Origin of the sequence: Staphylococcus massiliensis (assembly GCF_043186315.1) — a bacterium.
Taxonomy (GTDB): domain Bacteria; phylum Bacillota; class Bacilli; order Staphylococcales; family Staphylococcaceae; genus Staphylococcus; species Staphylococcus massiliensis.
Genome location: NZ_CP171119.1, coordinates 26,144 through 49,430, shown reverse-complemented (window position 1 = coordinate 49,430; position 23,287 = coordinate 26,144). Strand labels below are relative to the sequence as shown.

Here is a 23,287-nt window from a genome sequence, read left to right as displayed (position 1 = left end):
CTGCCCTTTTTTTACTATTAAAAAGTATGTTAGTTATAAAGGAGCGATTTTATGGAATTATCCGAAATTAAACGTAATATCGATAAACATAGCAATCAACTTGAAAAATTAAGGGGGTCTCTTTGACTTAGAAAACAAAGAGACAAATATAGAAGAATATGAAGAAATGATGGCTGAGCCTGACTTTTGGGATAACCAACAAAAAGCTCAAGAAATCATTGATAAAAATAATGCGTTAAAGTCTGTTGTAAATGCGTATCATGATTTAAATAATGAAATTGAAGATTTAGATGCGACTTATGAATTGCTTCAAGAAGAATATGATGAAGATATGAAAGATGATTTAGAAGAATCAGTAGTCGCTTTAGATGACAAAATAGATGATTTTGAACTTCAATTGTTATTAAATGGTGAACATGATGCGAATAACGCGATTTTAGAATTGCATCCTGGTGCAGGCGGTACTGAATCACAGGACTGGACAAGTATGTTACTTCGTATGTACCAAAGATATGCTGAGGATGCTGGATTTAAGGTAGAAGTCACAGATTACTTACCAGGTGATGAAGCGGGCGTTAAAAGTGTCACAATGATTATCAAAGGACATAATGCATACGGTTACCTTAAAGCCGAAAAAGGTGTCCATCGCCTTGTGCGTATTTCGCCATTCGATTCCTCAGGTCGTCGTCATACGTCATTTGCTTCATGTGATGTGATACCTGAATTTAATAATGATGAAATTGAAATCGATATCAATCCAGATGACATTACGGTAGATACGTTCAGAGCTTCTGGTGCAGGCGGACAGCACATTAATAAAACAGAGTCAGCAATCCGTATTACACACCATCCATCAGGTATTGTTGTAAATAACCAAAATGAGCGTTCCCAAATTAAAAACCGTGAAGCTGCTATGAAAATGTTGAAATCTAAGTTATATCAACAAGAAATCGAACGTCAAGAAAGTGAATTAGCAGCTATTAGAGGTGAACAAAAAGAAATAGGATGGGGTAGCCAAATCCGTTCTTATGTGTTCCATCCTTATTCAATGGTTAAGGATCACCGTACGAATGAAGAAACGGGTAATACGTCTAAAGTGATGGACGGTGATATTGGTCCGTTTATTAATGCTTATTTAAGAAGCCAAATGGACCTTGGCCAAGAGGACGAGGAAACAACGTTATAAGATATGAGAATTAACTTAAGCAACTGAAATAGCGAAAGTAAACACTTTCGTTAGGTCAGTTGCTTTTTTAATGAGAAAATATATTTAGGTATATTACATATATTATTTCATATAACCACTATTTTATAAATATTGTACCATCTAATGACGTTTATATTACATGTGTATTACATTAATAAATTGTACAATTCATTATGCTATACTTTGTCTTGTCGAAAAAAAGTAAATGTTATCAGGAGGATTTCAATATGAAAAAGGTTATTTACTCAGCAATCGCAACTACAGCACTATCAACATTTATTGCAAACGAAGCGGACGCAGCTCAACAATTTACTACTAATCAAGATATGCAATTAGACGAAATTGCTAACTTATTTGCCACTACATCAGATGAAATTCAAGCATTAAATCAATTAAATGGTACATACATAGAGAAAAACGCTACAATCGCGGTACCTGATCAAGATATCGTAATCGTTAAAGAAGGCGATTCATTACAAAAGATCAGCCAAACATATAACGTTTCTGTTCAAACGCTACTTGAATGGAACCAATTAAACGATACAACAATTTATCCTGGAGAATTATTAGCAGTATCTGAAAAAGGTGCACAACATATTAATCAACTTGCTACACCTGTAACGCCAAATTATGAAACAACTTATAATGAAGTTTCTACTTCAAACGTTGAGAACGTACAAGTTCAAGCTAATACGTATGCTCAAAATCAAGAAGTTAAAAACGAAGCTTACGTACCTGTAGCTACTAATGAAGTTAACTACAATGGTGACTATCAAGTTGCTGCGCCAACTAATGCGCCATCAGTATCACATGTAAGTTACAATCAAACACAATCTTATAGCCAACCTGCAAGTCAAACATACACTGCTCCACAATCATTTTCAGGAAGTAATTTATATAACTGGGGTCAATGTACGTACTATGCATTTGAACGTCGTCAACAATTAGGTAAAGGCGTTGGTTCTTTATGGGGCAATGCTAATAACTGGGCGAGTGCAGCACGTTCTAATGGTTACACTGTTAACAATACACCAAGTGTAGGCGCTATCTTCCAAAGTGGTAATGGTGCTTATGGTCACGTTGGTGTTGTAGAAGCAATTAATGCGGATGGATCTATCCAAGTTTCAGAAATGAACTGGAATGGTGTAGGTGTTAAGAGCTACCGTAACGTATCAAATACTGGTGCTTATAACTATATTCACTAATTCAAATAATTACTAATTTTTAAAAGCCTAAAGTCGAAGAGAATCTTCGCTTTAGGCTTTTTTGCGTTCTTATTTATCTTGAAATTTTATAATGATTATATGTTTTAGTTATTAGTGTTAGTTGATAATCGGTTTATATGAATACGAAAACTTAACGTTGCAAAATTAAGAAAAAACTTTATTAAATTGATTTGTTGTTATATAATCGAGTGGAAGTGTTCTAGATAAGTTATTCGGCATGAGTCATCTCTGGATATGTAAAGATAGAACGCACCAATAATTACGAAAGTAATTAAGATTAAACAACAATGAGGTGTAACAATGAAGTTAAAAAAAGAAATATTCTCAATACGTAAGTATAAGATTGGTACCACTTCTGTAGTGTTAGGGGCTCTGTTATTTCTAGCCGGTGTCAATGAAGCTGAAGCAAGTACGTCTACGGCGTCGAACCCTTCATCTACATCACCTAATCCAGCTGCGTCTCAACCAGCAAGTAATAATCAAGGTTCACCTACTGCTACGGCATCAAGTCCAAGTAGTCCTACGACAACAAATGCATCTACGCCAGCCGCAACGACAAATACATCAAGTACAAGTAATACAGCTGCGACTGCAAGTGCGCCTAACTCGAATACAGCAGCTACCAATTATGAAGGTCCAAGAAATCCATCTGAAGCAGGTTATTTAACTAACCCGCAAAACGGTATTATTACTCCAGGCGCTGATAACTCTTTTGAAAATGGGGATTTTACGAACGCTGTAGCGCATACTAAAACGGTACCTCAGACTCAAACAGGTACTAGTACTTCCACAAACAAAGGTAATGTAACTCATAATTGGAAAGAGCTTGAGACTAATGAATTTGAAGGATGGCGTACTGAAGATTCAAACCGAACATTTAGGGTTGTTGAAGTTGGGACTGCAACTTCTGATTTGGTAGGTCATGATCAACTTACTGATTCAAAGCTTTATGAGGATCCTAATCACAATCCAATTCGTCCTGTTGGTAATGCAAGAAACGTACTCATAGGTTTAGCTAAAGTTAATCACGAAAATCGTCGTTATGTTGAATTGAAAACCAAAGGCAATGCGATTTATAAAGAATTCGAAGTTGTTCCTAGTTCGCTTATTTATTTTAAATATCATTTTGCAGGGGTAAATAGTGGTGGTAACGGATACGTTGGGTCGGAGTCCCTCAAAGCTGAAATCCTTGATGCTAACAATCTTAGTAATGTCATTCATAGCTTTGAACGTTCAGGTGGTTATACAGGTTGGACGTGGGATGGCACTTTTATAAGAATACCTGATAATGTAAACCGTATTAGAGTTCGTTTTGAAGCTGGAGCAAAAAGTACACATTTTGCTACTGCTGAGGCTGAAGGTTATTTGTTAGATGATGTAGAGATCAGATTAGCACCTGCTCTTAAAACTGATACGAACATATTGCATAATGGTAATTCGGCTTATGGAGAGAACCATATCTACAATAGAGGCGATCGACTTGATTATCAAATCACGCATACTAATGTAGGTGCTGTGACGCTTACTAAAAACAAAACTGTTATTAAAGTACCTGAAGAATTGTCTTTCTTGACTGTTAATAACTCTAAGCTTAATCCCGTCTTTGATAGAGCAAACCATACGTTAACGTTCGTAAATAATGAGCGTTTAGAACCTGGTAATAGTTATACTACTAATGTGACGTTTGTTGTAAATGAAAACGTTCAAGGTGAGGTTGCGATAAAAAGTAATTCTAAGTTATTGCCATTACACAGTGGTGTAATTCGACCAGAGAACCATCCAGAATTAACTACTCGAATTTACGATGACAATGAATTAGGTTATGAATACGGTAGCGACAAGATGCTCTATATTGATTCAAAAGCACCTGTTATCAATAACGTATCTGATCAGTCATTTGAAGCAGGTACTCAAATTACGCCTGTTTCTATCGATATAAATGATACAGATGCGCACCGTACAGTTACAGGATCGTTAAGTTCAAGCACGCACTTACCTAATGGTCTCATATTTGATGCTAGTACAAATACGATTAGTGGTACACCGAACCAAGTAGGTCGTTTCCCTGTAACAGTTGTAGCTACAGATGTTGCAAACAACACAACTACATCTACATTTCATATCACTGTTGGAGATACTATAGCACCTGAAATCACACCAGTTCAAGATCAAGCACTTATTGTAGGTAATGCGATATCTCCTATTACAGTAGGTTATACAGATAATGATCCTCAAATACCAGTTATTAACGTATCAAGTTTGCCAGATGGTGTTACATATAATGCAGCTACTAAAGAAATTAGTGGTACACCGACTGCACCTGGTGTTTATGAAGGACTCATCACTGTAACAGATGCGAGTGGTAATGCAGCTGAAGAACGCTTTACAATAACGGTACATCCACCACGTGGCCCTTTATTCACGGCAATTGACGATAAACAAACGAACGAAGATGTTGCTATGACTCCGATTCAAGTTGAGTCAGATGATGCACAAGCTACTTACGTCGTAGAAGGTTTGCCTAATGGCGTTAATTTCAATGCCACTTCTAAAGAAATATCGGGAACGCCTGATACACCTGGGACATATGCCGTTACAATTCGAGCAACAGGTGTTAATGGACTTGAATCTGAAGAAACATTTAATTTAACTGTTAATGATGTTACTAATCCTATAATAACTCCAATTAGAAACGTTAAAAGAGAATTAGGTAACGCGATTAACCCAATTAATGTCGTTGTAACAGATAATGGTCCAGGACCTAATCGAATAGAAGTCAATGGACTTCCAGATGGTGTTAATTTTGATGCGAATACGAATCAAATCACAGGTACTCCGACTCAGGCAGGCGATTTTAACGTTACAGTGGTCGCGACGGACGCAGGTGGTAATCGGGTTGAAGCGCCATTTAAAATTACTATGACGGATAGAACAGCACCTTCCATTAGAGACATTGATAATCAAGTTTTTGAGCTAGGTAATGCGATGACACCTGTAACACCAATCATAAGTGATAATAGTTCAGGGCCTTTTAATATCGTAGTGACAGGTTTACCAGACGGCGTCACTTATGATTCAAATACCTTAACGATTAGTGGGGCAACTACAACACCTAATAATTATAGTATTTCAATCACTGTAACTGACCCTAGTCAAAATGTAGCTAATGAGACATTTTCATTACTTGTTGAAGATACGACGCCACCAGTTATTGCACCAATTAACAATCAAGATATTGAGTTTGGAAGTGCGATAACACCAGTAAATATCCAAGTTACTGATAATAGCACAGGACCTTTTACTAACACTGTTGATGGCTTACCACAAGGCGTGGCCTTTGATAACCAAACAGGTGTGATTTCAGGTACACCAACAGAAGTTGGAACTTTTAACGTTAGCGTTAACTCAACTGACCCAGAAGGTAATGGAGCTACGCCAGTTAGCTTTACGCTCAATGTCGCTGATACAATTGCACCAACGATTAATGAAATAAATGATGTGACCGTACCAGAAGATGTGGCGATTCAATCAATTCCAATTCAAGTGGATGATCTATCAGCGAATGTCGTAGTTGAAAGTTTACCTCAAGGGTTAAGTTATAATTCTAGTGCAAAAGTCATTGAAGGCACACCTGAAAATCCAGGAACATATCCGATTGTTGTAAAAGCAACTGACCCTAATGGCAATGAAACAGAAGAACGATTCACATTAAATGTAACGGATACAACGCCTCCGACAATCTCACCGATTCCAGACGTCCCTAACGAACTAGGTACAGCGATTAACCCAATTGTACCTGTCGTTCAAGACAATGGAGCTGGTCCTAACGTTGTTTCAGTTGAAGGCTTACCACAAGGTGTTACGTATGATGCGACTACAAATGCGATTAATGGTACGCCTCGTGATGTGGGCGAATATGACATTACTTTAAAAGCAACAGATCCAAGCGGTAACGAATCTGCACCTGTAACGTTTAAAATTACGGTCACAGATACAATTGCACCTATGATAACAGCAATTGACGATCAAAATGTTAATGAAGATCAAGATATTTCACCGATTTCAGTGCAGGTTGATGATTCAACTGCAAATATCGTTGTTGAAGGCTTACCACAGGGTATTTCATACAATCCGAATACGAAAGTGATAGAAGGTTCGACGCCAAACCCTGGTACTTACCCTGTAGTTGTCAAAGCGACAGACCCTAGTGGTAATGAAACTGAAGAACCATTTAACTTAATTGTAGCGGACACAACACCAGCAACGATTGATGACATACCTGACCAAAACGTAGAGCTTGGTTCTCCTATGACATCTGTTGTTCCAGTTGTTACAGATAATGGCCCAGGTCCAAACGTCATCACTGTTAACGATCTACCAAATGGTGTTACGTATGATGCTACATCCCATACAATTAGTGGTACACCAACAGAAACTGGTGCATATCAAGTTACCGTTCACGCTACTGATGCATCAGGTAACGCTGCTGAAAAGACATTCACGATTAATGTGGCAGATACGACTGCACCATCTATTAGCGAAATTCCTGATCAAGTGAACGAGCTCGGTACACCAATCAATGTTATTACACCTGCTTTCACAGATAATGGTCCAGGTCCTAACGATGTGACGGTGGAAGGTCTGCCATCAGGCGTAGAGTACGATCAAAGCTCTAATACGATAAGCGGATCAGCTGATGATAAAGATGAATATAATATCACAGTAAAAGTTACAGACCCAAGTGGTAACGAAAGTCAAGAAAGCTTTGTCTTAAGCGTTCGAGATACTTCGGCACCGAATGTGACGCCAATCGGAAACCAACATAAAGAATTCGGTACACCGATAGATAGCGTTACACCATTTGTAATAGATAATGATAAAGGTCCGAATACGATTACTGTCGAAGGTTTGCCTCCTGGTGTAACTTATGATCGTCAGACAAATACAATTAGCGGTACCGCTACAAGCGTTGGTGAATACGACGTTACAGTTCGCGTTACGGACCCTAGTCAAAATGAAGCAAATCTCGTAACATTCAAAATTACGATCGAAGATACAATTGCGCCTGTAATAGATGAAATTGGAGATCAAAGGGTTACTGAAGATCAACCAATAACAGCTATACCGGTTGTTGTAGACGATCCTACAGCTCAAATTGTCGCGGAAAGCTTGCCACAAGGCGTAACATACAATCATACTACAAAAGTGATTGAGGGTACTCCTGAAACACCGGGTGATTATCCAGTTATCGTTCGTGCTACAGATTCACAAGGTAACGAAAGTACGAAACCATTTGTCTTAACAGTTGTTGATACAACTCCGCCATCTATTACGGAAATACCAGATCAACAAAAAGAGTTTGGTAGTCCAATTGAGACGATTACGCCAGTATTTACGGATAACGGTAAAGGTCCTAATGCAGTTACTGTAGAGGATTTACCGCCAGGTGTAACGTACAACAATCAAACAAATGAAATTAGTGGTACTCCAACGAGCGTAGGGGAGTTTAATGTAAAAGTTAAAGTCACAGATGCAAGTGGAAACATCTCAGAAGAACCTTTCAAAATCACGATTGCAGATACGACAGCACCTACAATCACACCAATTAAACATACGACTGTTAATGAAGATGTAGCGATGCAACCAATTCCAGTCGTAACCAACGACCCAACAGCGACTGTTGAAATCGAAGGCGCGCCAACTGGTGTTTCATATAATCCTTTAGCAAAAGTCATAGATGGTATCCCAGAAAACCCTGGTGTGTATCCTATTAAAGTTAAAGCGACAGATCCAAGCAACAATTTAACGATTACTCAATTTTTGTTAAAGGTTAATGATACTACGCCACCAGTTATAGATGCTATTCCTGATCAAGAAAAAGAACTTGGAACAGCTATTGACTCAGTGGTTCCAGTATTCCAAGACAATGCCAAGGGACCTAATGTTGTAACAGTCGAAGGCTTACCACCAGGTGTTAACTATGATTCGGCTACTAATACGATAAGTGGTACTCCGAGAGGCGTTGGCGTATTTGAAGTAAACGTAACAGTAACTGACCGAAGTGGTAATGCATCTACGCCTGAAACATTTAGAATTACAATTGTTGATACAACAGCACCTGTAATCACAGCCATAGATGATTTAAGTGTGCCTGAAAAGGCTGCAATAACGCCGATTTCAGTTCATGTAGACGATGATACAGCTAATGTTGAAGTATTACATTTACCTAGAGGCTTAAGTTATAACGCACAAACTAAAGTCATTGAAGGAACACCACTAACATTCGGTACTCATAATATCGTTGTCAGAGCAACAGATCCAAACGGCAATATTTCTGAAGAGCCTTTCACGTTGACAATTACGGATGCTACACCACCTACAATTAATACATTTGATGATCAAGAAATCGAGTTAGGTAACCCAATATTTGCATTCACACCAGTTATCCAAGATAATGATCCAAATGATAAATTAACGGTTAATATTTCTGGTTTACCGCCTGGTGTAGAAAGAGAGAATCAAGTCTTTCTTAAAGTAAGCGGTACACCTACAGAAGTGGGAGAATTCACAGTTCAGATTGACGCAGCTGACTCTAAAGGTAACCAAGCAGTGCCATCTACATTTAAAATTGTAGTCAAAGATACAACGCCACCTACAATTGATAAGATTTCGAACCAAGAAAAAGAATTTGGCACGCCTATAGATTCAATTACGCCTGTTTATCATGATAACGCTTCGGGTTCACATACCGTATCGGTTGAAGGATTACCTGATGGTGTAACGTATGACGCTAACACAAATACGATTAGTGGTACATCTACAGAAGTTGGTACTTTTAATGTTTCAGTTAAAGTAACGGATCCAAGTGGTAACGAATCGACACCAGAAGTATTTACGATAACTGTTGAAGATTCAATTACGCCTACGGTAACACCAATTGATGATATTACTGCTCCTGAAGACCAAGCACTTACGCCGATATCTGTAGTAGTTGATGACCCAACAGCGAGCGTTGTTGTAGAAGGTCTACCAGAGGGTGTGAGTTATAACCCAGGTAATCATGTCATCGAAGGTACACCAGTTACGCCGGGTACTTACCCAGTAGTTGTAAAAGTTTCAGACCCACATAACAATCGTGTTGAAGAACCATTTGTATTGACAGTTACTGATACTACACCGCCTTTAGTCACAGATATTGCGAATCAAAATATTGAATTAGGTGCACCAATTGCTCAGATCACACCTAATTATTCAGAAAATAGCAATGGTTCAAATAAAGTTACTGTTGAAGGTTTACCTTCTGGCGTAACTTATGACGACAAGGCGAATACAATTAGTGGTACACCAACATCAGTAGGTGAATTTGATGTAACGGTTAAAGTTACGGATGCGAGTGGAAATGTTTCAATACCAGAGACGTTCAAGATTATTGTTGTAGATACAGTTGCACCAAACATCACACTAATTTCTAATCAACGCGTTCCTGAAGATAAAGCAATCTCGCCAATATCTGTTACCATTGATGACCCTTCAAGTAAGGTAGAAGTTGAAGGTTTACCAACAGGTGTAAGTTATAATGTCCAAACTAAAGTTATCGAAGGTACGCCTGATACACCTGGTACTTATCCAGTGACAATTAAAGCTACGGATCTAAACAATAATGCATCAGAATCTAAATTTGATTTAGTAGTTACTGATACAACACCACCGATTATTGCAGAAATAAACGATCAGGTTGTCGAACTTGGCGCTGCTTTAAAAGATGTCATTTCAACATATACGGATAACGTACAAGGTACGCATAAAGTTTCTGTAGAAGGTTTACCGGAAGGCGTAACGTATAATAGCGAAACAAATACAATCAGTGGCACTCCTAAAACGGTAGGTAGCTTTACGATTACTGTAAAAGTAACGGATACAAGTGGTAATGTTTCAATTCCGGAAGTATTCACTGTAACAATTAAAGATACGACACCACCTCAAGTTAACGACATTGAAAACCAAAGTGTTGAATTAGGTCATCCAATCAAAGCGATTACGGTAAACACTGTTGATAATAGTACTGGACCTCACACAATCACAGTTGAAGGTCTACCTAAAGGGGTAACATTCGATTCTAAATCTAATCAAATTACGGGTACTTCTACAGAAGTGGGTACGTTTAATGTAACTGCAAAAGCAACTGATCCAAGTGGCAATCAATCAGCATCTAAAGTATTTAAACTTGTGGTTACAGATACGACTAAACCGACAATTGAAGCGATTCTTAATCAATCAAAAGAACTCGGTACAGCAATTGATACGATTTCACCTCAAGTTACCGATAATGGAAGCGGTCCAAATAAGATTGAAGTAGAAGGCTTACCGGACGGCGTTACGTACGACGCTAAATCAAATACGATTAGCGGAACGCCTAAATCAGTGGGTAATTATGCAATTAAAGTCAAAGTAACTGATCCAAGCGGAAATAGCTCTATAGCGGAATTCAAGGTTAATGTTGAAAATGTTAAACCGCCTGTAGTTAAAGATTTAACGCCACCAACGATCGAAGATATTAAAGGTCAAAAGGTTCAACTAGGTGAAGCAATAAATAAAGTAACACCATCTGTCAAAGACGATAGTCAGGTTACAATATCAGTTGAAGGCTTACCTTCGGGTGTGACTTTTGAAAAGGACCAAAATGCAATCACAGGTAAACCTACTCAAGCCGGTAAATATGAAGTTAAGGTTTCAGCTACAGATGAAGCTGGCAATAAAGCTTCTAAATCATTTACGATAGAGGTCTCTGACTTAGATAAACCGAATAAAGATAAACAAGGCCACAAAGAACAAGACAAAGATCCGAACATCAAAGTGCCTCAGAAAGATATTAAAGCATCTCAACAAGGTAAAGGTTCTAAACAAGGCAATGGTCATGTTTCAACTAACACGACTACGAATGTAGGAAGTCAATCGACGGCTAATGCACATGGATCATCACAAGCTAATAAGCAACGTGAAATGTCTTCTGGAAAAGCCTCTCAAGCTCAACGTGTCTTACCTAAGACAGGACAAAATGAACAAAATATTTCATTATTTGCTTCAGCTTCACTGTTATGTTTAGGAACGTTGCTTCTAAGAAGAAAGCGTAAACCTCATAACAAATAATCGTTTAAAGATGTATACCTAAGTCTTTAAAAATAGAGCTTCAAATGATTTATAACTTAAGTCATTTGGGGCTCTTCTTAATTCATTAAAGTGTCTGGGACATATTACTACAATTCTCTTAAACAGCATGCTTTCCTGGGGCATGGCCGGAGCCTGTAGTCTCCGGTCTCATGCTATTCCCCTAGGAGTCAGCTGTTTTGAGAATTTTATGAAATAAGGTTTAAATGCTCTATTTCACTATTATGTCCCAGGCTCGCTTCAATCAAAATCACATAGTTTGAGCACTTACTCCAACATGCGTGCTATCAGAACGAAAGCGGATAGTTTAAAATTTCCTTAAGGGATTTGCTATTTAATAATTTAATTGAAATAACGACATCTCAATACTTTCATTTAAAAGAAGTCTTGTTATAATTAAAAGAAATAATATTCCTTTATAAAGGAGGCGTTCAAATTGGGCGTGCATCAATATTTTAAACGTCTAACCGATCTTGAAAATTTAATTCGATTACCTGGGAAATTTAAGTATCAAGAACATAATGTAGCCGCGCATTCTTTTAAAGTGACTAAGATAGCACAATACCTCGCAACAGTTGAGGAGCATTACGGTCGAGAAATTAATTGGAAGAGTCTTTATGAGAAGGCGCTTAATCACGATTTTGCTGAAATATTTACAGGTGATATTAAGACACCAGTTAAATACGCGAGTAGTGAATTGAAGAAATTATTCTCTCAAGTTGAAGAAGAGATGGTCGAAACGTTTATCAAAGAAGAAATCCCAGAACAATATCAAGAAATTTATAGAGAACGTCTTCAAGAAGGCAAAGATGATTCAATTGAAGGTCAAATTCTATCAGTTGCTGATAAAATTGATTTATTATACGAAACGTTTGAAGAAATTCAGAAACGTAATCCAGAACCATTATTCTTTGAAATCTATGAAATGTCCCTCGAAACGATCATGCAATTTGACCACTTATATTCAGTTCAAGATTTCATTGAAAATATTATCCCAGAAATGTTAACCGAGAAATTTATTCCAAAAGCAGAATTAAAAGAGAAAACAATGTCTATTCTTAATAAAAGGAATGGGTGAGTCTTATGTTAATTTGGATGGTATTAGCCGCCTTCTTTCCGTGTATATTAGTCGTAATGTTTAGTTTTCTAACACGTAATAAATGGGTCGGTACGATTGTCGCATTAGCGTTAATAGGCGGATCAATTTATAAAGGGTTCTTTCATAGCCAATGGATTATCTTTATAGATGTTATTTCCTTACTTGCAGGTTATGTCATTGTAGATACGTTAAAATATCATCGCAAAAAGGAAGACGAATAAAACTTTTTTAAATACAGTTTATTTAAAAGTCTAAAAAGACGGGAAGTTAGTGTATATAAAGCACTAACCCGTCTTTTTTATTTTGCGAACAGATGTTTGTATTAGATTTAGTTAATCTGTTAAAATATATAATAATGAAAGATATCGATAGGAGGATGGCGCATGGAACATTATCCATTTAAAATTGCCTCAGATTTTGAGCCGCGTGGTGACCAACCTGAAGCAATAGCTAAAATTGCACAGGGTGTTAAGGACGGTAAACGTCACCAAACATTACTTGGTGCAACAGGTACTGGTAAAACCTTTACAATGAGTAATGTTATTAAAGAAGTCGGTAAGCCCACTTTAATTATCGCTCACAATAAGACGCTTGCTGGACAATTATATAGTGAGTTTAAAGAATTCTTCCCTGAAAATAGAGTCGAATATTTCGTAAGTTACTATGATTATTATCAACCTGAAGCTTATGTTCCATCTACAGATACGTTTATCGAAAAAGATGCCTCAATCAACGATGAAATCGACCAACTCCGACACTCAGCAACAAGTGCATTGTTCGAACGTGATGATGTTATCATCATCGCCAGCGTAAGTTGTATTTACGGTTTAGGTAATCCGGAAGAATATAAAGACTTAGTTGTAAGTATCCGTGTAGGGATGGAAATGGACCGTAGTGAACTTTTACGTAAGCTAGTAGATGTGCAATATACACGTAACGATATCGACTTTAGACGTGGTACGTTCCGTGTTCGCGGTGATGTGGTAGAAATTTTCCCAGCTTCACGTGAAGAGATGTGTATCCGTGTTGAATTCTTTGGTGACGAAATAGACCGCATTCGCGAAGTGAATTACTTAACGGGCGAAGTGATTAAGGACCGTAAGCACTTTCCTATCTTCCCAGCATCACACTTCGTTACCCGTGATGAAAAGCTAAAAGTAGCGATTGAACGTATTGAGGCTGAGTTAGAAGAACGTTTAGAACTTTTAAGAAGCGAGAATAAATTATTAGAAGCACAACGACTTGAACAGCGTACGAACTATGATCTAGAAATGATGCGTGAAATGGGCTTTTGCTCAGGAATCGAGAACTATTCTGTGCATTTAACATTACGCCCATTAGGATCAACACCGTATACGTTGCTTGATTACTTTGGCGATGATTGGCTCATTATGATTGATGAGTCTCACGTAACGATACCGCAAATCAGAGGGATGTATAACGGTGACCGTGCGCGTAAAAATGTTTTAGTGGAACACGGCTTTCGTCTGCCAAGTGCGCTCGACAATAGACCACTAAAATTTGAAGAGTTCGAAGATAAGACACATCAACTCGTATACGTTTCTGCAACACCAGGTCCGTACGAACTTGAACATACAGATGAAATGGTTGAACAAATTATCCGTCCTACAGGGTTACTTGATCCTAAAATTGAAGTTCGACCAACTGAAAATCAAATTGATGATTTATTAAGTGAAATTCAGGACCGTGTCGAACGTAATGAACGTGTCTTAGTTACGACATTAACGAAGAAAATGAGTGAAGACTTAACCACATACCTTAAAGAAGCGGGCGTAAAAGTCAATTACTTACACTCAGAAATCAAAACACTCGAACGTATTGAAATTATTCGTGATTTACGTATGGGTACCTTTGATGTCTTAATCGGTATTAACTTATTAAGGGAAGGTATCGATATTCCAGAAGTATCACTTGTAGTTATCCTTGATGCGGATAAAGAAGGTTTCTTACGTTCAGAACGTTCTCTTGTTCAGACAATTGGTCGTGCTGCGCGTAATGACAAAGGTGAAGTTATCATGTATGCGGATAAAATTACGGATTCAATGCAGTATGCGATTGATGAAACAGAACGTCGTCGAGAAATCCAAATGGCACATAATGAAAAGCACGGCATCACACCGAAAACGATTAACAAGAAGATTCGTGATGTCATTAGTGCTACAGTCGAAGCGGACGAAACAAATGAACAACAACAAGTCGAAGTACCTAAGAAGTTAACGAAGAAAGAGCGCGAGAAAACAATTGAAAATGTAGAAAAAGAAATGAAAGCTGCCGCAAAAGAACTCGACTTCGAACGCGCTCAAGAATTAAGAGATTTACTTTTTGAATTAAAATCAGAAGGGTGAAGCATAAATGAAAGATTCATCAATAGTAATCAAAGGGGCGCGTGCCCATAACTTAAAAGGCGTAGATATTGAATTACCTAAACATAAATTAATCGTTATGACAGGTTTGTCTGGTTCAGGTAAGTCGTCACTAGCATTCGATACTATTTACGCAGAAGGCCAAAGACGTTATGTGGAATCGTTAAGTGCCTATGCACGTCAATTTTTAGGTCAAATGGATAAACCGGATGTAGATACGATTGAAGGTTTATCACCGGCTATTTCAATTGACCAAAAGACTACAAGTAAAAACCCGCGTTCAACAGTGGCAACTGTAACAGAAATTTATGACTATATCCGTCTTTTATATGCGCGTATTGGACGCCCTTATTGCCCAGAACATAACATTGAAATTGAATCTCAAACGGTTCAACAAATGGTAGACCGTATTCTCGAATTAGAAGAACGTACTAAAATTCAACTTTTAGCACCTGTTGTCAATCATCGTAAGGGTGCGCATGAAAAGCTACTTGAAGATATTAATAAAAAAGGGTATGTACGTGTCCGTGTAGATGGTGAAATCATGGATGTTATGGAAGTACCTGAGCTTGATAAGAATAAGCATCATTCTATTGATATCGTCGTAGACCGTTTAGTTGTAAAACCTGGTATTGAAACACGCTTAGCGGATTCTATTGAGACAGTTCTTGAATTAGCAGAAGGTAATTTAACAGTTGATGTGATTGGTTCAGAACCACTGACCTTCTCAGAAAATCACGCGTGTCCGATATGTGGCTTTTCAATTGGGGAACTTGAACCAAGAATGTTTAGTTTCAACAGTCCATTTGGTGCTTGTCCAACGTGTGACGGATTAGGGCAATCTCTAACTGTTGACTTAGATTTAGTCGTGCCAGACAAGGATAAGACGTTAGAAGAGGGTGCGATTGTACCTTGGGAACCGACAAGTTCGAACTTCTATCCAACATTATTAAAACGTGTGTGCGAAGTTTATAAAATCAAAATGGATAAACCATTTAAAAAGTTAACGAAACGTCAGAAGGATATTATTCTCTATGGCTCGAAAGGTAAGCAAATTGAATTTAAGTTCGAATCAAAAAACGGTCAAAAGCGTACGCGTACGATGGCATTTGAAGGTGTAATACCGAATATTAACCGTAGATTTCATGATTCACCTTCAGAGTACGTGCGTGAAATGATGCAGAAATATATGACGGAATTACCATGTGAGACGTGTCATGGTAAGCGTTTAAATGAAGACGCGCTATCTGTTTATGTGGGTGACTTAAATATAGGTGAAGTTGTGCGCTATTCAATTAAAGATGCGCTCGATTATTTCCGTAATATTGAATTAACAGAGCAAGAACAAACGATTGCGAAGTTAATCTTGAAAGAGATTACGTCTCGCTTAGAGTTCTTATATAACGTTGGTCTTGACTATCTAACACTTAACCGTTCATCCGGTACGCTTTCAGGTGGGGAAGCACAGCGTATTCGACTGGCTACCCAAATTGGTTCACGTTTATCTGGTGTGCTCTATGTGCTGGATGAGCCATCGATTGGTTTACACCAACGTGACAATGATCGCTTAATTAACACTTTAAAAGAAATGCGCGACCTAGGTAATACTTTAATTGTAGTTGAACATGATGACGATACGATGCGTGCAGCGGATTATCTTGTTGACGTAGGCCCTGGTGCAGGTGATTTCGGTGGTGAAATCGTCGCAAGTGGTACGCCTAAACAAGTTATGAAAAATAAGAAATCACTAACTGGACAGTACTTATCAGGTAAGAAAAAAGTAGATGTACCTGAGCATCGCCGTGACGTGACTGACCGTAAAATCACGGTTGAAGGTGCAAGAAGTAACAACTTAAAAGGCGTAACGGTAGACTTTCCGTTATCAACGATGACTGTTGTCACAGGTGTGTCAGGATCAGGTAAAAGTTCACTTGTGAATGAAGTGTTATATAAAAGTTTAGCGCAAAAAATCAATAAATCTAAAGTGAAGCCTGGTGAACATGATGCCATTAAAGGGCTAGAACATGTCGATAAGATCATTGATATTGACCAGTCACCAATTGGTCGTACGCCACGTTCAAACCCTGCTACTTACACAAGTGTATTTGATAATATCCGTGAAGTATTCCAAAATACGAACGAAGCTAAAGTACGCGGTTATCAAAAAGGACGTTTTAGTTTTAACGTTAAAGGCGGTAGATGTGAAGCTTGTAAGGGTGATGGTATTATTAAAATAGAAATGCACTTCTTACCAGATGTTTATGTGCCTTGTGAAGTTTGTGACGGTAAACGTTATAACCGTGAAACGTTAGAAGTAAAATACAAAGGTAAAAGTATTGCGGACGTTCTCGAAATGACTGTAGAAGATGCGACGCATTTCTTTGAAAATATACCTAAGATTAAACGTAAGCTTCAAACGCTTGTAGATGTTGGTCTAGGGTATATCACACTTGGCCAACCAGCTACGACATTATCAGGTGGTGAAGCGCAACGTGTTAAACTTGCTTCAGAACTTCACAAGCGCTCTACAGGTCGTTCTATTTACATTCTTGATGAACCGACTACAGGTCTTCACGTTGATGATATTAAACGCTTACTCAAAGTTCTGAACCGAATTGTAGATAATGGTGACACGGTTGTGATTATCGAACATAATTTAGATGTGATTAAAACGGCAGACCACATCATAGACTTAGGACCTGAAGGTGGCGACGGCGGTGGTACGCTAGTCGCGACAGGTACACCTGAAGACATTGCTGAATATAAAGATTCATATACAGGTCAATATTTGAAGACTGTTTTAGAACGAGATAAAGACTAATTTAAAGGAGGGATTCACATGAGTCAGGCTAAATTAAAGATTTTAGAACTACTTAAAGATGATAAGATTTCAGTTGAAGATGCTTCAATGTTACTTGATGCGATTGATACTAAATCTCAAGAACAAGCATCAACGACAAATTCCAAAGCAACAAGTACGTCTCAAGAGGACACTTCAGCAAAAGACAACGAGTCAACTTCACGTCAAGATGATATTCAAGATATTGAAGACGAAATTCGTAAATCGTTTCGTAATGTAACGGATAAGTTAAATGAAAGTTTTAAGCGATATGAACAAAATCGTGATTCAGGTAAGAAAGATCCATTTAATGAAATGGAATCAACGCTTAAGAATCTTAGCGATTTTCTAGATCCTAATAAAAGAAAATAGTTTTTAGTGATACTTTAAGCCTTAGTATGAATCCCATTTCATCTAAGGCTTTATTTTATAGCAATAATAATTCGTTTTTACGATAGGGCTTTTCAAAAAAGAAATCGAGTGAAATGTTTAGTTTTTAATGTGGAATCGTGTTGCTTTTTGGTATGATAAAAGAGTAGTGAAGTTAGCAATTGAGGTGACAAGCATGATAAGTGCGAAATGTTTAATAGAGAAGTTTGATTTAGAACTTATCGCAGGCGAAGAAGGTTTAGACCGCCCTATACATAACACAGACATATCAAGACCTGGTCTCGAAATGGCAGGTTATTTTTCACACTATGCGAAAGACCGTATTCAGATATTAGGTACGACGGAATTGTCGTTCTATAATTTGTTGCCTGAAGCGTCTAAAGAAGGGCGCATGCGTAGTTTATGCCGTGAAGAAACACCAGCAATTATCATAACGCGTGATTTAGAGCCACCTGAAGAATTAATCGAAGCAGCAAAGGAATTAAATACGCCGTTGTTTAAATCTCACGACGCAACAACGCGTCTGATGGGACAATTAACTACATATCTTGAACGACGACTTGCACGCTCAACGTCGTTACATGGTGTATTAGTTGACGTGTACGGTGTAGGTGTACTCATAACAGGGGACTCAGGCATTGGTAAAAGTGAGACAGCCTTAGAACTTGTCAAACGTGGTCACAGACTTGTTGCGGATGATAATGTTGAAATTAGACAAATTACGAAAGACGAGTTAATTGGTAAGCCGCCAAAGATTATCGAGCATTTACTTGAAATTAGAGGGCTCGGTATTATCAACGTGATGACGTTATTTGGCGCAGGTTCGATATTGACTGAAAAGCGTATTCGACTCAATATTGACCTTGAAACATGGAATGAAAATAAACTTTATGACAGAATTGGGTTACATGAAGAATCGCTTACGATTTTAGATACAGACATAACGAAGAAGACGATCCCGGTAAGACCTGGGCGAAATGTTGCGGTTATTATTGAAGTAGCAGCAATGAATTACCGATTAAATATTATGGGCATCAATACTGCTGAAGAATTCAATAACCGTTTAAATGCAGAAATCATGAAAAACGGAAATAAAAATAAGGAGCGTAAGAAATGAATCTTGCATACATAGACCCAATTGCTTTTAGTTTAGGACCGATTCAAGTACATTGGTACGGGATTATTATCGCGAGTGCCATTGCGATTGGTTATTTTATCGCACAAAAAAGTGCCGATAAGGTTGGTTATAAAGAAGATGACTTACTGAACATGATTATTTTAAGTGTCATTTTCGCGATCTTAGCCGCACGTATTTACTTTGTAATCTTCCAATTCCCTTATTACATGAAGCATCCTGTTGAAATACCGATGATATGGAAAGGCGGTATTGCCATCCACGGTGGCTTAATCGGTGCCTTCTTAACAGGATTAATCCTTTGTAAGCAGAAGAATTACAGTCCACTACAAATCGGAGACGTGGTAGCACCAAGTATTATTTTAGCGCAAGGTATTGGTAGATGGGGTAACTTTATGAACCATGAAGCACATGGTGGCCCGGTTTCAAGGTCCTTTCTAGAGGGATTACACATTCCAAACTTTATCATTGAGAATATGAAAATCGACGGCACGTATTACCACCCAGCGTTCTTATATGAATCGATTTGGGACGTCTTAGGGTTTATCATTCTGATTGCTTTAAGAAAGCACCTTAAGATTGGTGAAACGTTCTTCTTATATTTAATATGGTACTCATTTGGCCGCTTCTTTATCGAAGGACTACGTACCGATGCATTAATGATTGCGGATTTAATTCGCGTTGCTCAGTTAGTATCATTACTCTTAATAATCATCGGTATCGCGCTAATCTTGTTCAGACGCTTTAAATATAACGTTCCACGTTATAAAGATGTTGGCGTGTTACCATGGCCTACTTCAAAAGAAAAAGGTAAGTGATAACATTTGAGAAAGTTAACGAAAACACCATCTAGCCACAGAAATCCGTTGTGGCATATGTATCGTTTTATAAAGTTCGGAAAGATTTTAAAGAACACAGTTGTTATAGAAGCATGCAGATATTTACCAAGTGTACGTTTAAAGCGTACACTTTTTATAAAATTGTTAGGTATGAAAATCGGTGAAGAGACGGCTATTGCTTTTAAAGCAGTACCTGATATCATGTATCCTGAACTAATAGCTATTGGCAAACGCTCAGTTATTGGGTATAATGCTACAATACTTACACATGAATTTTTAGTCGATGAATTTAGAAAAGGTAACGTTCAAATTGGAGATTACACGTTGATCGGCGCAAACGTTACAATATTACCCGGCGTGACGATTGGCAACTATGCGAAAGTTGGCGCAGGTACCGTTGTAACGAAAAATGTACCAGATCATGCATTAGCGTACGGTAATCCCATGCAACTTAAATAAATATATGGAGGTGGCAATACCTATGACACATCACGACAAGGTTATACCAATGAAGTTTGATCAAGCTTTCTATGAAAAGCGCGCTAAAACAAAATCTTTACAGCACGATTATTCAAAGGCTTCATACTACTATCATAAGGTCTTAGAATTGTCACCTCACGACTTTGAAATTAAGAAGGAACTTGCTTTTGCTTTAACGAAACTTAAAAAGTTTAACGAAGCTGAGCAATTATTCTTTGATCAAATCGTTACGGGCGACAAGATCCCTGAGAGTTATTATGAACTCAGCCAGATTAACATCGCTCAGAATGAACCAAACAAGGCTTACTTGTTTGGTTTAAATTATGTATTTACAAGCGACGATGCGGACTACCGCGAAGAGTTAGAAGATATGTTTGAAGTGACGTATCATGAAGAAAAGAAATTAAAGCTAGAAAGCGAACTGTTCTCAGCGCAAATGATTTTCCAACATTTATTTGGTCAAGGGCGTTTAATAGATGCGCGTGACTATATGGAAAGCCTTGAAGAACACGTACGTGAACATAGAGTAAGTCGCAACTTATTAGCAATGTGCTATTTATATTTAAACGAATACTCAGTTGCGAAAGAAATGTTTGAGCGCCTTCTAAGTGAAGACTCAAGCGATGTACATGCTTTATGTCACTATACGTTGTTACTCTATAACACAAATCAACGTGAACAGTTTAAAAAGTATGTGCAATTGCTTCGTAAAATTGCGCCAATTAATGATGACGAAAGCTTTAAGTTAGGCATTGTGCTGAGCTTCTTAAAACAATACCATGCATCGAATCAGTTACTCGTGCCACTTTATAAGAAGGGGAAATATTTGTCTTACCAAATGTTTCACGCCTTGAGCTTCAATAGTTATTTCCTCGGAAATACGTCTAAGAGTAAGTATTTTTGGGAACAATTACGTGAAATTTCTCAAGTAGAGGTAGGACATGCACCTTGGATGATTGCGCATAGTAAAGCGTTCTTTAAAGATCATATTGAACCGCTACTAATGGATGATGATCTCGCACGTCGTATACTTGGTATCTTTTTACTCGATCAAGAGAAAGGGCAGTCCATCATCATGACCGAGGACATTTGGCACGTCTTAGAATCAATGGGTGATTATGAACGACTTTATATTTCCTATCTTGTAAGCGATTTGAAACTGACGCGTTTGGACTTCATTCACAGAGGCTTAAAACTTATCTATGATGAAGACCGTCTTGTCAATAGCAATCAATTGATGTTAAGTTGGATTGACTACGCAGAGTCTATCATCGCTTCTCGAAAAGACCTTTCAGACGAGAACGCCTATGTTGCGGCGGTTGTATACCTATTCTTTAAGGCAGAACGTCATCAAAAGGTCACGAAAAAAGACATGTCAGAATGGTTTCAAGTTAGTACCTACAAATTAAATAAAATGTTAAATATACTTTTGAGCATTTAAATGTAAAATTTCGGTTAATTATTGTACAATGCATGTGTTAATGATCAATCGCTACTAATTAAATTGAAAACAGTCATAGATAATAGAGGAGGAAGACTAATGACAGAACAAGTAGAATACGATGTAGCCATTATCGGTGCTGGTCCAGCAGGTATGACGGCTGCAGTTTACGCTTCACGTGCTAATTTAAGCACGGTTATGATTGAACGCGGTATGCCAGGTGGCCAAATGGCTAATACAGAAGAGGTAGAGAACTTCCCAGGTTTTGATTTTATTACAGGTCCTGATTTATCTACTAAGATGTTCGAACATGCGAAAAAATTCGGTGCTGAATACACATATGGTGACATTAAAGGTATTGAAGATAAAGGCGACTACAAAGTTGTCGATTTAGGTTCTAAAACGGTTACGGCAAAAGCAGTGATCATTTCAACTGGTGCTGAATACAAGAAGATCGGTGTTCCTGGCGAAGAAGAGCTAGGCGGCCGTGGTGTAAGTTACTGTGCAGTATGTGACGGCGCGTTCTTTAAGGATAAGAACGTTTATGTTATTGGTGGCGGTGACTCAGCTGTTGAAGAAGGTACGTTCTTAACGAAATTCGCTAAGAAAGTTACTGTTATTCACCGTCGTGATGAATTAAGAGCTCAAAAAATCTTACAAGACCGTGCTTTTAAAAATGATAAAATGGACTTCATTTGGAGCCACACATTACAATCTATTAATGAGAAAGACGGTAAAGTCGGTTCAATCACAATTGAATCAACGAAAGATGGTTCAGAACAAACATTAGACGCTGATGGTGTCTTCGTTTATATCGGTATGAAGCCGTTAACACAACCATTCTCTGATTTAGGTATTACAAATGATGTAGGCTATATCCAAACGGACGATGCAATGAAAACAAATGTAGCAGGTATCTTTGCTGCAGGTGACGTTCGTGAGAAAGGTTTACGTCAAATCGTTACAGCTACTGGCGACGGTAGTATTGCAGCTCAAAGCGCTATCGCTTATATTGAAGAACTTGAAGATGAATAATGCTACGACGCAAGTTTCAAGCTGAGGCAAAGGTTTGCCTTGGCTTT

General features: G+C 38.0%; 13 protein-coding genes. All 13 read left to right on the top strand.

The window, feature by feature from the left end:
- Positions 1-51: 51 nt before the first annotated feature.
- Positions 52-1,186, top strand: a protein-coding gene (gene prfB / locus ACF3N8_RS00190; protein ID WP_100223788.1) for a peptide chain release factor 2 whose coding sequence is annotated in 2 segments (ribosomal slippage) — positions 52-123 and positions 125-1,186 — 1,134 coding nt in all. Because the reading frame shifts where the segments join, the coding sequence is not laid out codon by codon here.
- 248 nt (positions 1,187-1,434) lie between these two features.
- Entirely contained in the window at positions 1,435-2,412 is a 978-nt protein-coding gene (locus ACF3N8_RS00185) for a CHAP domain-containing protein (RefSeq protein ID WP_009383070.1), read from the top strand.
- A gap of 321 nt (positions 2,413-2,733) precedes the next feature.
- Positions 2,734-11,580: a putative Ig domain-containing protein gene (locus ACF3N8_RS00180; RefSeq protein WP_392450006.1), complete on the top strand. Its 8,847-nt coding sequence runs from the start codon at positions 2,734-2,736 to the stop codon at positions 11,578-11,580.
- A gap of 454 nt (positions 11,581-12,034) precedes the next feature.
- Entirely contained in the window at positions 12,035-12,676 is a 642-nt protein-coding gene (locus ACF3N8_RS00175; protein ID WP_009383068.1) for a YfbR-like 5'-deoxynucleotidase, read from the top strand.
- A 5-nt stretch (positions 12,677-12,681) separates the two neighbouring features.
- Positions 12,682-12,918, top strand: coding sequence for a CsbA family protein (locus ACF3N8_RS00170; RefSeq protein ID WP_009383067.1), 237 nt, complete (start codon positions 12,682-12,684; stop codon positions 12,916-12,918).
- A 162-nt stretch (positions 12,919-13,080) separates the two neighbouring features.
- Positions 13,081-15,063, top strand: a complete 1,983-nt coding sequence (uvrB, locus tag ACF3N8_RS00165; protein ID WP_009383066.1) for an excinuclease ABC subunit UvrB — start codon at positions 13,081-13,083, stop codon at positions 15,061-15,063.
- 7 nt (positions 15,064-15,070) lie between these two features.
- Positions 15,071-17,902: an excinuclease ABC subunit UvrA gene (gene uvrA, locus ACF3N8_RS00160; protein ID WP_009383065.1), complete on the top strand. Its 2,832-nt coding sequence runs from the start codon at positions 15,071-15,073 to the stop codon at positions 17,900-17,902.
- 18 nt (positions 17,903-17,920) lie between these two features.
- Entirely contained in the window at positions 17,921-18,292 is a 372-nt protein-coding gene (locus ACF3N8_RS00155; RefSeq protein WP_009383064.1) for a hypothetical protein, read from the top strand.
- Positions 18,293-18,485: 193 nt separating this feature from the next.
- Positions 18,486-19,427, top strand: a complete 942-nt coding sequence (hprK, locus tag ACF3N8_RS00150) for an HPr(Ser) kinase/phosphatase (RefSeq protein WP_009383063.1) — start codon at positions 18,486-18,488, stop codon at positions 19,425-19,427.
- The gene (gene lgt / locus ACF3N8_RS00145) at positions 19,424-20,263 is read left to right on the top strand and encodes a prolipoprotein diacylglyceryl transferase (RefSeq protein ID WP_009383062.1); all 840 of its coding nucleotides are present in this window, start codon (positions 19,424-19,426) and stop codon (positions 20,261-20,263) included. The genes hprK and lgt overlap by 4 nt, the downstream gene beginning before the upstream one ends.
- Before the next feature lie 6 nt (positions 20,264-20,269).
- A complete protein-coding gene (locus ACF3N8_RS00140) occupies positions 20,270-20,743 on the top strand; it encodes a DapH/DapD/GlmU-related protein (protein ID WP_009383061.1) in 474 nt (157 codons plus the stop codon).
- Between the two features lie 22 nt (positions 20,744-20,765).
- A complete protein-coding gene (locus ACF3N8_RS00135; protein WP_009383059.1) occupies positions 20,766-22,205 on the top strand; it encodes a lipopolysaccharide assembly protein LapB in 1,440 nt (479 codons plus the stop codon).
- A gap of 99 nt (positions 22,206-22,304) precedes the next feature.
- Positions 22,305-23,240: a thioredoxin-disulfide reductase gene (gene trxB, locus ACF3N8_RS00130; protein WP_009383057.1), complete on the top strand. Its 936-nt coding sequence runs from the start codon at positions 22,305-22,307 to the stop codon at positions 23,238-23,240.
- Positions 23,241-23,287 lie beyond the last annotated feature (47 nt).